General features: G+C 46.0%; 8 protein-coding genes. 2 read left to right on the top strand and 6 right to left on the bottom strand.

Annotation, left to right across the window (positions count from 1 at the left end):
- Nucleotides 1-225 precede the first annotated feature (225 nt).
- From Q0R52_RS13270 to Q0R52_RS13285, 4 genes are all read right to left on the bottom strand, one after another.
- A complete protein-coding gene (locus Q0R52_RS13270) occupies nucleotides 226-453 on the bottom strand; it encodes a hypothetical protein (RefSeq protein ID WP_295795138.1) in 228 nt (75 codons plus the stop codon).
- A 244-nt stretch (nucleotides 454-697) separates the two neighbouring features.
- Nucleotides 698-1,396: a DNA repair protein RadC gene (gene radC, locus Q0R52_RS13275; RefSeq protein WP_295795140.1), complete on the bottom strand. Its 699-nt coding sequence runs from the start codon at nucleotides 1,394-1,396 to the stop codon at nucleotides 698-700.
- 77 nt (nucleotides 1,397-1,473) lie between these two features.
- Nucleotides 1,474-2,487 carry a hypothetical protein gene (locus Q0R52_RS13280; RefSeq protein WP_295795141.1) on the bottom strand — a complete coding sequence of 338 codons (1,014 nt, stop codon included), beginning with the start codon at nucleotides 2,485-2,487 and terminating at the stop codon, nucleotides 1,474-1,476.
- A gap of 97 nt (nucleotides 2,488-2,584) precedes the next feature.
- A complete protein-coding gene (locus tag Q0R52_RS13285) occupies nucleotides 2,585-4,069 on the bottom strand; it encodes a glycine--tRNA ligase (RefSeq protein ID WP_295795142.1) in 1,485 nt (494 codons plus the stop codon).
- Between the two features lie 658 nt (nucleotides 4,070-4,727).
- On the opposite strand from Q0R52_RS13285, the gene Q0R52_RS13290 reads away from it, so the two are divergent.
- A complete protein-coding gene (locus Q0R52_RS13290; protein ID WP_295795143.1) occupies nucleotides 4,728-5,504 on the top strand; it encodes a carboxypeptidase-like regulatory domain-containing protein in 777 nt (258 codons plus the stop codon).
- A gap of 203 nt (nucleotides 5,505-5,707) precedes the next feature.
- Here the strand turns inward: Q0R52_RS13290 and dnaE are convergent, their stop codons facing one another.
- Both dnaE and Q0R52_RS13300 read right to left on the bottom strand, forming a co-directional pair.
- Nucleotides 5,708-9,298 (bottom strand): DNA polymerase III subunit alpha, encoded by a 3,591-nt coding sequence (dnaE, locus tag Q0R52_RS13295; RefSeq protein ID WP_295795145.1) that lies wholly within the window; start codon nucleotides 9,296-9,298, stop codon nucleotides 5,708-5,710.
- A gap of 346 nt (nucleotides 9,299-9,644) precedes the next feature.
- Complete coding sequence (locus Q0R52_RS13300; protein ID WP_295795146.1) at nucleotides 9,645-11,897, bottom strand: S9 family peptidase; 2,253 nt, start codon at nucleotides 11,895-11,897, stop codon at nucleotides 9,645-9,647.
- Nucleotides 11,898-12,092: 195 nt separating this feature from the next.
- On the opposite strand from Q0R52_RS13300, the gene Q0R52_RS13305 reads away from it, so the two are divergent.
- The gene (locus Q0R52_RS13305) at nucleotides 12,093-12,617 is read left to right on the top strand and encodes an acyl-CoA thioesterase (RefSeq protein WP_295795147.1); all 525 of its coding nucleotides are present in this window, start codon (nucleotides 12,093-12,095) and stop codon (nucleotides 12,615-12,617) included.
- The last annotated feature ends 68 nt before the right edge of the window (nucleotides 12,618-12,685 follow it).

Here is a 12,685-nt window from a genome sequence, read left to right on the forward strand (position 1 = left end):
CGGAACGTCCGAAAGTGAGAAAAGAGTCCGGAAAGTGAGGAAAGTCGGAAAAGTTTAGGGGAGCGTAATAGCTAAATTATTTTGTCATTCTGAACGTAGTGAAGAATCTTATCCATTGGATAGGTCGCCTCCATACTTGTCCGCTGTTAAATCGCTAGTATAAAATTTTTCACTGCGTTCAAGAAATAGTTCTTCGCTCTCGCTCAGAATGACAAAAATTATTGATTAATCATCATTATCCGTATCGCCATCATCACCGATATCAAGCGTGTAGGCTGATTCTGCAGCATCATAAGCTTGTTGTAACGACGCCGGGTCAGAATTGTCGTCAACTTCATTTTCTTCAGCGATATCGTCAAATCCGTTACCGTGAATGTCCTGCTGGCTTGGCTGATCTTCGTTTTCTGAATTGTCAGAATCGTCTAAGGGTATCTGGTTGTCTGGAGTTATCATGGCGTTAAATTTTTGTTTAAAGATAACGCTATTGTGATGATGTTGTTTGTAAAAATACGAGCGATTTCTCACTCTCGTCATTGCGAGGAACGAAGCAACCTCTACGTATGCAAATCAACGAAGCAAAAGCTTTGTGGTGACCTATCAGCCGCGTTTAGGTCACCATAAACACTAAGGTCCGTGAACGTCCTACGTAGAGGTTGCTTCGTTCCTCGCAATGACGCGCGGTGAGGAGAGCTATTCTTTAAAAATGCGCTTCATCCGCCAAACTGTAAAAGCCTTTATCGGTGATAATCAAATGGTCGAGAATCCTGATATCCAGCAGCTTGCCGGCTTCTGCTAATTTTTTGGTGAGATGAATATCCTGGTGGCTTGGGCTTAAGTTGCCCGAGGGGTGATTATGGAACAGGAAAATATTGCTAGCCTGGTGTTGCAGCGCCATTCCGAAAATAATCTTTGGGTCAACCGATGTTTCAGATAGGCCGCCCCTGCTTATCAGTTCCTTTGCTATCAGCTTTGATGAGCGGCTGGTGAGCATTATCCAAAATTCTTCGTGTTTCAGGTCGATGAAATGGCGCTTCATGATGTTGTAGGCGTCACGACTGCTGCCGATATGTTCCGGGTCTGGGCTGTCGGTATCGTTTCTTCTCCTTCCGATTTCGAGCGCGGCTATGATGGAAATGGCTTTGGCTTCGCCGATGCCTTTAAATTTGGATAGTTCGGCTATGGAGGCTTTGCCCAGCTTGTTAAGGTCGTTTTCGTAATGGTGCAGGATGCGTTTGCTTAATTCAACAGCCGTTTCGTTCCTGCTGCCCGAACCTATCAGTATGGCAATCAGTTCAGCATCGGTTAAGGCACGCCTGCCCTGCCCGCTTAGTTTCTCACGCGGCCGGTCTTCTTCCGCCCATGATTTGATGCCGATTTTGGTTTGGTTGCTTTCCATTTATATTATGCCCGGCTTTTGAGTTCCGGGTTTAAAAACGAAAAATAGTAAACTAATCGCTAATCTCCTATCAATAATTATAAACCGCTGCTTACCACCAATACTTCAAAAGTACCCGGGATAAGCGATGGCCTGAATTCGCCTGCTTTTTTAGGGCCGAACTTGCCGGTAGGCAGGTACAACAGGTGTGTTACCTGGTCGACAGCGATTGTACGTGCACCAGCTTTTGTTTTAAGATTTTGAACAACCGTGAATTTATTTGCTGACAGTTCTTTGATAACGGTTAACGTGCCTTCTCCATTTGATGAGTAAACTGTTTTAAGTTTTTTGTCAAATCCTACGGCATCGCACTCATCACCTATCGGCAACGTGGTCACTACTTTGCCATTGGTGGCGTCCATCACTACCAGTAATTTATTATCGCAGCCGGCAAACAAACGCATGGTGTTCCTGTCGATAGCTAAACCCGAAGCGCTTTTTCCCGGAGCAATTGGCCAGGTGTTTACCATTTTATAGGTGGTGGCGTCTATCACGTCAATCTCGCTTTTTTCGGCATTGTTAACGTATATTTTCCCTTTGCCATCGCTGGCAGCGGTTTCAGGCCAGCCGGTAAGTTGTACAGTGGCTACGGCTTTGTCGGTTGCCGGGTCAATAAACGTCATGTTTTTACTTTTGCCATTACAGCTGATGACCTTTTTTGAATAGTCATCATACAAAATACCATCGGCAAACATACCTGTCGGCACATGGGCAAGTATTTTAAAGGTTTTTAGGTCGAAAACCGCTACGCTGGCAGCCGAACCATTGGTAATGTACCCTTTGCCTAATTGGCTTACAATGGCAATACCATGCACATCTTTGTCGGACTTAATAACACCTATCGAATCGCCGGTGGTTTTGTTTAGCACATTCACCTGGTTGCCGTGCGATACGTAAAGCCTGTCGGAAGCCGAATCGACGGTGATATAATCATAGCCGCCGCTGCTTTTGATATGGAATGTTTTTGAAACGTGGTAAGCCGCTTTTTTTTGCGCGTAAACCGATGTGATTACTGCCGAAAGCAGTACAATAGCGATGGTAATCTTTTTCATGTTCCTAATATTGCCGGGTTATACAGCAATATTAGGAATGAAAGTTGTATTATTTTGGTATAATCTGCCGAAAGCCGGAATTTATAGATGAAGCGGTTTATCTCCCCAGCAAATTCTTCCAGCTCACCAAATCACCCAAAATCTTTTCCAACTGACCTGCATCCACACGCTCCTGCGCCATAGTATCGCGGTGGCGGATGGTAACGGTGTTATCTTCTAATGTCTGATGGTCAACAGTGATACATATCGGCGTACCTATTGCATCCTGCCTGCGGTAACGCTTGCCTATGGCATCCTTCTCTTCGTATTGCAGGTTGAAATCAAATTTCAGCCTGTCCATTATTTCGCGCGCCTTTTCGGGCAGACCGTCTTTTTTAATTAACGGGAAGATGGCTGCCTTTACCGGGGCCAAACATGGGTGCAGGCGCAATACGGTGCGGCTGTCCTGTTTTTCTTCGGTGCTCAGGTCTTCTTCCTCGAAGGCGTTGATCATCGTTAACAAAAACATCCTGTCCAGACCTATCGAGGTTTCAATAACGTAAGGGATGTAGTTACCATAAGGTTTTTCCGTTGCAGGGTCAACCTCCGGGTCGAAGTACTGCATCTTTTTGGTGCTGAACTTCTGGTGCTGGCTCAAATCAAAATCGGTGCGGCTGTGGATACCTTCCACCTCTTTAAATCCAAAAGGAAAATCAAACTCAATATCGTAGGCAGCATCGGCATAATGTGCCAGCTTGGTATGCTCGTGGTAACGGTATTTTTCAGGGGCGGTACCTAAAGCCAGGTGCCATTTTAAGCGGGTTTCTTTCCACTTGTTAAACCATTCTTTTTGTGTGCCGGGGCGTACAAAGTATTGCATCTCCATTTGCTCAAACTCGCGCATGCGGATAATAAACTGGCGGGCAATCACCTCGTTACGGAAGGCCTTACCTATCTGCGCTATCCCGAAAGGAATTTTCATCCTGCCCGATTTTTGCACGTTCAAATAGTTCACAAATATCCCCTGGGCCGTTTCGGGCCGCAGGTAAACCACATCGGCATCATCAGCCACGGCGCCCATCTGGGTGCTGAACATCAGGTTAAACTGGCGCACATCCGTCCAGTTGCGGGTACCGCTGATGGGGTCGGCAATTTCGTGTTGTACAATCAGGTCTTTTAAACGTACAAGGTTTTCCATTTTTAAGGCCTCGTCCAGTTCCTCCTGCAACAATTCGGCCTTATCAGTTTTACCGTCTTTTGTGTAACGTTCAATTTTATCTTCTAAAAGCTGGTCGGCACGGTAGCGCTTTTTGCTATCCTTGTTATCGATCATCGGGTCGCTAAAACCGTCAACGTGACCACTGGCCTTCCAGATCTTCGGGTGCATAAATATGGCAGAATCAATGCCGACAATGTTCTCGTGCATCTGCACCATGCTTTTCCACCAGTAGGTTTTGATGTTATTTTTCAGTTCCACACCGTTCTGACCGTAATCATAAACAGCGCTCAGTCCATCATAAATTTCGCTTGAAGGGAAAACAAAACCATATTCTTTTGCGTGCGATATAACGTTTTTAAAAAGTTCGTCGGTTGATTTGCTCATAATAGCGCAAAGATATGTTTTTTTAGAAAGTCCGAAAGTCGGGAAAGTCCGGAAAGTTAGCAAAGTAAGGAATTGCGAGTTTCATGGTGTCCGTCCGTCCGGTTAGACTACAGTCCCCGCGGACGGACGGACACCCTACATCAATTAGAATTAACTTACACCGTCCGGCCGTCCAACTGTACCAGGAGCAGGTAAATAAATATCAAATAATGCTTTGAAAAGATAAATATATTTGCTAATTTTGTTAGTAATATATCCCCGCATCTCATATCTATTTCTCGCTATCCACACAGCCATCCTTAACTATTTATGTAGTAAGTGGGTAAGGGAGGGGTATTTTTAAATTACTGGTAAAATTTATATTGCTTAATTTTTACCAGCGAGAAAATTTGTAGTTGGCAATTTGGCAGGTGAAATAGTTCGCTATGTTTCAGAATGAGAAAAGAGTAAAATACCAGCCACAGGATTGGTTGAACTATTATTGCTGCGCCGATGATTGCCAAAGTTAATTGCAGGGGTGTCCGTCCGTCCGGGGAGACGGTAGCTCCTGCGGACGGACGGACACCCATCTGTTAAATGTTGTTAAACAATTATTTAGCTTGATGCCGATAGTTATTTTTGGGTAGATGATAAACCCGCAACCTCATACTGCCACGCTATGAAATACCTGCTGTTGTTTATTTTTATTATCGCCAGCGGCTTTTGTTACTGCCAGCAAATAAAGGGCAAGGTAGTTGACAAAGATACCAAACTGCCGGTTAACGGTGCTATGGTAAGGATGGGTAGCAGGATAGCATTTACCAATATCCTCGGCGATTTCAGCATTGCAGCATCCGCAAATGATAGCCTGAAAATTACCTGCTTTACCTACAAACCTTTTAAGTTGCTGGTGACTAATACCCTGGAAACCCTGCATATTGAGCTGGAGCCAGCCAAAATTATGTTAAATGAAGTGGTCATCCATTCCAACCGCGAGCGCGATTTTAAAAGAGATTCGGCAGCCAACCGACAGTTTTACGCCAAACAATTTAACTACAAAGGTCCAAAAGTTATGGATGCATTTGTACATCATGTGCCTAATAGCACCAGCGAATTGTTAACTGTTGATGTAATAACTTTAGTGCGTGCCCTCACCAAAAAAAGCACCCGTGCCTACAAATTCAACAAGCTTTTGCTGCGCGATGAAAAAACCGACTACATAAATCAGAAGTTCAGCCATGGGCTTGTAGCAAGGGTAACCGGCTTAAAAGGTGATACACTTTCGGCGTTTGTTGTGCAATATCGGCCAACTTATGCTTTTGCACATAAAGCTACTGATTATGAAATGGAGCTGTATATTAAGGATTGTTATGGAAAGTTTTTGAAGGAGGGAATTAAGGGGGCTGATTTGTTTAACTCCAATAAAACGGATACCGCGGTTTTCAGGTTGAATTAGTTTTTATCCGCATCGTCATTGCGAGGAACGAAGCAACCTCTACGCAGGACATTCAAGAACCTTTATCTCGTGTGAACCGGCATGCGGCTGATAGGTCACCACTACGCTTGCGTTTCTTTGATTAGCATGTGCAGAGTTTGCTTCGTTCCTCGCAAGGACGCCGGGGGACGTGACGCGGGGGGAAGTGACGCCGGGCCTCCGGGTTAATTCAACACCGGCTGCACGTTCGTCAAACTAAAAATATCTGCCATTAAATCATCGCTTGGGTTTACTTTAAAGTTTTTGGAGGGCAGCTCAACCAACATGTTTTCTTCCCTGTCTTTTATCATAAACTTTAGCGTGCAGTTTTTAACCGGGTATTTTTGATTGTTGGTGTCTATAAGACCTTGCAAATCGGCAAGCAGGCGGCTATTAAGGGCGTTCAGTTCCAGGCAAACGGTTAACGATTTGGTGAGCTTATCCCGCATTTCGGATAGCAGGCTCATTACTGTTATCTTCATATCCCAGTTATCTTTCTGGCGGAATTTCTCTTCGATGATGCCGCGCAGGTGCAGGAAATAGCCATCCATCATCATGTTACGGAACTTCACATAGTCATCGCCAAACAGCGCAAACTCGTACGATTCGTTATAATCCTCCAAAACAAAGGTGCCGAATGGTTTGCCTGTTTTAGTCATTTTATGCTGAACGTTACCTACAAGGCCGCCGATACATATCTCACCTTTGCGGCGCAGCGCGGCAAATTGAGCCATCAGTTCCTCGCCCCCTTCGCCTGAGCGGGCTTTCTGCATCATCTTTAAATCGCTGATGGTACTGTTGCAAAAGCGGTCCAGCTCCACCTTGTAATTATCAAGCGGGTGCCCGGTAAGGTAAATACCGATCACATCCTTTTCGTATTTCAGCTTTTCAATCAATGGCCATTCCTCGGCTTCGGGCATAGCAGGCTCCGGAATATAAGAAGCTACTGACCCGCCAAACAACGACGATTGCGAGCTACTTTGGGTGTTCTGGTAATCGTTAGCATACTTTATCAAACGCTCCACCCCTGTTAACACACCATTTTCCGTCTTGGCAAAAAACTGGGCGCGGTTTAGCCCGAACTCGTCAAAGCCACCACCATAAACCAGGTTTTCGTACGATTTACGGTTAACGCTCCGGGTATTGCTTCGCTGCGCAAAATCGTATACCGATTTATAGGGCCCGCGTTCGTTACGTTCTTCAATTATACTTTCAACAGCCTTGTCGCCCACGCCTTTAACACCAGTCAGTCCGAAACGTATCTGCCCTTTACTGTTAACGGCAAAAGCCATATCGCTTTCGTTAATATCCGGCCCTAAAACTTGTACACCCATACGGCGGCATTCCTCCATAAAAAAGGTGATCTTTTCCATGTTGTTCTGGTTATTTAAAACCGCCGCCATGTATTCAGATGGGTAATGCGCTTTAAGGTAGGCTGTTTGATAAGCCACAAACGCATAACAGGTGGAGTGCGATTTATTGAACGCGTACTGGGCAAATGCCTTCCAGTCGGTCCAAATTTTGGTAAGCTTATCTTTGGGGTGACCCTTGGTAGCCGCCCCATCCATAAACTGGGACTCCATTTTGTTCAGTATCTCAATCTGCTTCTTACCCATTGCCTTACGCAAAACGTCGGCATCGCCCTTGCTGAAGCCTGCCAGTTTTTGCGATAAAAGCATCACCTGTTCCTGGTACACGGTAATACCGTAGGTTTCGCCCAGGTATTCCTCCATGTCGGGTAAATCGAAGGTAATCGGCTCACGACCATGCTTACGGCTGATGAAGTTGGGGATATACTCAATAGGGCCCGGGCGGTAAAGCGCGTTCATGGCAATTAAGTCCTCAAACTTATCTGGCTTTAAGTCGCGCAGGTACATTTGCATACCATCACTTTCAAACTGGAACGTGCCGTTGGTATCTCCGCGCTGGTACAGCTCAAAAGTATCCTTATCATCCAGCGGGATATAATCAATATCAATAACAACACCGTGGTTCTGTTTGATCATCCGCAGGGCATCCTTCAAAATGGTAAGGGTCTTCAGTCCCAAAAAGTCCATCTTAATAACACCTGCATCTTCAATTACGCGACCATCGTACTGGGTAACCAGCAGGTCGGAATCCTTTGCTACGGCAACGGGAACAATATCTGTTAAATCGTAAGGGGCTATGATAATACCCGCCGCATGCACGCCCGTGTTACGCACCGAGCCTTCCAGCTTTTCAGCTTCGCGCAATACCTGGGCACGCAGGTCGTTACCTTTTAGTATCTCTTTCAGCTCCGGCACCTGCTCAATGGCATCCTTTAGGGTGATACCCAAAGTATCCGGCACAAGCTTTTTAATGGCGTTCATTTCGGATAACGGCATATCCAGCACACGCCCCACGTCCTGTATACTGGTTCGCGCAGCCATGGAGCCATAGGTGATGATCTGCGCTACCTGGTTTTTACCGTATTTATCAACCACATAGTCAATAACCTTCTGGCGGCCTGCATCATCAAAGTCCGTATCAATATCGGGCATCGACTTACGGTCGGGGTTCAAAAACCTCTCGAACAGGAGGTTGTACTTCATCGGGTCGATATTGGTGATGCCCGTGCAATACGCCACCACCGAACCGGCAGCAGAACCACGGCCCGGCCCGATAAATACACCCATATCCCTGCCAGCCCGTATGAAGTCGGCTACAATAAGGAAGTACCCGGCAAATCCCATGGTACGGATAGTGAACAACTCAAAGTTGATACGCTCTTCCGTTTCGGCGTCGATATCGATATAACGCTCTTTGGCGCCTTTGAAGGTTAAATCTTTAAGGTATTCCCACTGGTTAAGGGTATCCGCATCGGCAACGCTGTCGCCATGTATTTTAAATTCAGGGGGGATAACGTAGTTAGGTAGCAGGATATCGCGTTTAAGCTTCAGCACTTCTACCTTGTCTACAATCTCGTTAGTGTTATCAAGCGATTCCGGCACATCGTGAAACAGCTTGCCCATTTCGGCCTGCGTCTTAAAATAAAACTGGTCGTTAGGAAAACCGAAGCGATAGCCTTTGCCGCCTTCTTCGTCGGTTGCTATCGGCGTGCTTTGCATATCGCCGGTGTTTACGCAAAGCAAAATATCGTGTGCGTTTGAGTCCTGCTGATCCACGTAGTGCGAATCGTTAGAGCAGATCATCTTCACATTATACTTTTTGGCGAATTTCATCAGCACCGCATTCACCGTATTTTGTTCGGGGATGTCGTGGCGCTGCATCTCGATGTAGTAGTCTTCACCAAACAGGTCGAGCCACCATTTGAATTCGATCTCGGCTTCTTCCTCTGTACCGCGTAAAATAGCCTGAGGGACCGATGCACCCAGGCAGCAGGTGGTAGCTATTAGGCCTTTATGATGTTTTAATATAAGTTCCTTATCAATCCGTGGCCACTTGCTGTAGAGCCCTTCCATGTAGCCCAGCGAGCAAAGTTTAACCAGGTTTTTATAGCCTTCGGGATTTTTGGCCAGCATCAGCTGGTGATAACGCTTGTCTTTTTTCTCTTTGGTAAACTGCTTTTTATGGCGGTCATCCACCACGTAAAACTCACAACCAACAATGGGTTTCACGTTGTGTTTACCTGCCTCGGCGACAAATTTAAACACACCGAACATGTTACCATGGTCGGTAATGGCGAGGGCTTTCATGCCATCGGCCGCTGCTTTTTTGTATAGTTTGGATATGTCGGCAGCCCCGTCGAGCAGTGAAAATTGGGTATGAACGTGTAAGTGAGAGAAATCGGGCATCGTCTATTCTTTTCCTGGTATGAAGATAGCAAAGTTAATGCTGAATGTCGGATTTCGGGTGTTCGATTTCGGATTTGTGGAAAAATTGGCTTGCGTTGACAACTAAATTCTAATCCATTGTCATTGCGAGCGCAGCGCGGCAACCGCGAACTTTACAGGGCGGCTAGAACGGTGTAGAACTATGCAGCCCGCTCTGTAAAGTTCGCGGTTGCCGCCCTCGTTCCTCGCTCGCAATGACAAATTTTGAGAGAGTCCGGGTGTCCGGCCGTCCACTACCGACGCGTCTTCACCGGACGGACGGACACCTAATAAACACGAAATCGAAAACCCGACATCCGAAATCAAATTACTTCCCGTTCAAATTCACCTCCGCATTTTTTCCTTTCAAATTCTTCTCCAAAAACTGGAAGCTTACATTTTGTATTAGCTTATAGCTTTCCCAGTTGTATGCTGCGCCATGTGCGCCTGGCGGATAGATACGTAGTTCTGCGTCTTTACCGGCATTGGTTAAAGCGGTTAACAATTGCATGGTATTGGCCGGGTGCACGTTATCGTCGCTCATGGAATGTATCAGTAACAAGTGATCCTGCAGGTTTTTTGCATAGCCGATAACTGAACTGGCTTTGTAGCCTTCCTCGTTTTCGTTTAACGGGGCCATGTACCGCTCGGTATAAACATCGTCATACAAACGCCAGTCGGTAACCGGGGAGTTGGCTATGCCCACTTTAAACACACCGGGATGAGTAAGCAATGTGTAAGTTGTGCTGAAACCGCCATAGCTGGTGCCCATAATTGCCATGTTATTGGGATCAACTATGCCTTTGCCTACCAGGAATTTAGCCAGGTCGACAAAGTCGCTGCTTTCCAGTTTGCCAAGTTGTTTGTATACCGATTTCATAAATGCACTGCCATAATTGGCTATACCTCGGTTGTTTACATTGGCAACGATGTAGCCGTTTTGTGCCAGCCACTGCGCCCAGGTATCGGTTGCAAAATTGTCAAATATATCATGCGACTCCGGGCCACCATAAACAGTCATCACCAGCGGATATTTTTTATTCGGATCGTAGTTAAAGGGTTTGATATAATAGCCATCCAGCCGGGTACCATCGCTCGCAGCAAATTCAAACTGCTCCTGCGGCGAGTAGGCATGCGTTTTTACAAATTCATCAACAGCCTGGTTATCTTCCAGCATTTTCAACACTTTGCCTTTGTCATCATCCAGGGCTACGTGCGTAGGCGTAGTTTTATTGCTGTAAGTATCTAAAAAATATTTTGTGTTAGGCGACATATTGATATCGTGATAGCCACTCACCGTTGATAGTTTTTTCTTGCTACTGCCGTCAAAATTAATCGTCCAAAGCTCCTGATTTAACCCACCGGTTTCGGCAGAGAGATAGTATATTTTCTTTGCTTCCGCATCAATACCCGTAACCTTTATCATATCCCAATTGCCGCTGGTTACCTGGTTTATCTGCTTACCATCGTAACCGTAACGATAAATATGGTAATACCCCGAACGGTCAGACACCCAGAAAAACTCTTTCGATTTCTCGGGGAAGTAGATCATATCATTCACATTGGTGTAAAAGTTGAAGATTGCTACCCAGGTTTTGTTTTGCTCTTCCAGCACTACATGGTGTTCCCCCGTTTTCACATTAAAAAAATACAGCTTCATGTGGTTTTGTGCGCGATTAAGCGTCATCAGTGCGATGACATCGGGCGTACTTGTCCAGTATATTCGGGGGATATAAAAATCGCCTGTCTCATCGGGCGTTAACCAAACCTTTTTGCCCGATTCCACATCAACCACGCCAATTTTAACCGATGGGTTAGGGTCGCCAACCTGCGGGATGGAGATATGTACCTGGTCGGGATGCATGCCCTCAAAATTGCTCATCTGGAAATCAGGTACCTTACGCTCATCAAATTGCCAAAAAGCCAGGTACTTATTATCCGGCGACCAGTTCCATGCCTGTGCCTGGCCAAACTCTTCCTCGTAAACCCAATCGTAGTGGCCGTTAAAGGTGCCGTGTTCGTCGGTTTGGTCGTTGGTAAGCTGGGTTTCTTTTGCTGTCGCGAAATTATAGACGAACATGTTGCCATTGCGCTCCATGCCTACCTTTGAGCCATCGGGCGATAATTCTGCCGAACGGGCATCCTTTGCCGCCTGCTTTAATTGCTTGCTGCCGATATCATAAATAAAGTAATCAGCTATACCCGACCTGCGGTAAATGGGCCTGAAATTGGCTTTGAAAACCAAATGCTTCGAATCATGCGACCATTGGAACGACTCATAATTAAAATCTTCATTTGTGCCCGGCAACTTCAGCCCTTTGTTGGTGAATACCAGCTCATCCTTTTGCGTGCGGGCATCCATCGAGCGGATCTCATCATTATTGATAAACGAGTATTTATTGCCGCCATCGGTCCAGTTAACGCTTTGCGGACCCGGGTTACCGGATAGCTTACCGGCAGATTGCAGGGCATCTTCTAAACTTGTATACAATGTTTTGTTTTGAGCCAGTGCACCAAACGGCAGCAACAGGCAAAGCGCAAGCGGGGTAATTATACTAACACGCAGGTATTTGAATTTCATAAAATGGAATTGGGGTTTTAAGCGCTTAAAGCTAAGGGGAAAAGAGGTCAGAATCAAGAGGCAAGAAAACAAGAGTCAAGAACGAAGAGACAAGAACCAAGACGAAAAATAGAACTGCGATTGGCGATTCTCTCCTGGCTCGTGATTCTTGGTTCTTGATTCTCAAAATCTTGCCTCAAAACGTATCTTTGCCCCATGAAAGGAAAATCGCCCAAAGAATCGTATACCATTATGAATGAGCTGGTATTGCCCAATGATACCAACACACTGAACAACTTAATGGGCGGGCGCCTGCTGCACTGGATGGATATTGCGGCGGCTATTGCTGCGCAAAAACATTGCAACCGCATTGTGGTAACAGCGTCTGTCGACAATGTTTCTTTCAAGCATTCTATTAAGCTGGGCGATGTGATAACCATCGAGGCCAAGGTTTCCCGGGCGTTCAACACCTCGGTTGAGGTGAGGCTTGATGTGTGGGCCGAAAATATCCCATCGGGTAACCGTTATAAAAGCAACGAGGCCTTTTACACCTTTGTGGCGCTCGACCAAAATAACCTCACCATACCTGTACCCGAACTGATACCCGAAACCCCCGAAGAAATGGTTTTATTTGAAGGCGCCCTGCGCCGTCGCCAGCTGCGTTTAATACTCGGCGGTAAAATGAAACCTGATGATGCTACAGAGTTGAAGGCGTTGTTTTTTGGGGAAAGTAACGGGTAGCACCCAAATCTAAAAAAAACGTCATTGCGAGGAACGAAGCAACCTCTGCACAAGCAAATCAAGGAGCA

Source organism: Mucilaginibacter sp. (assembly GCF_025359345.1).
Taxonomy (GTDB): domain Bacteria; phylum Bacteroidota; class Bacteroidia; order Sphingobacteriales; family Sphingobacteriaceae; genus Mucilaginibacter.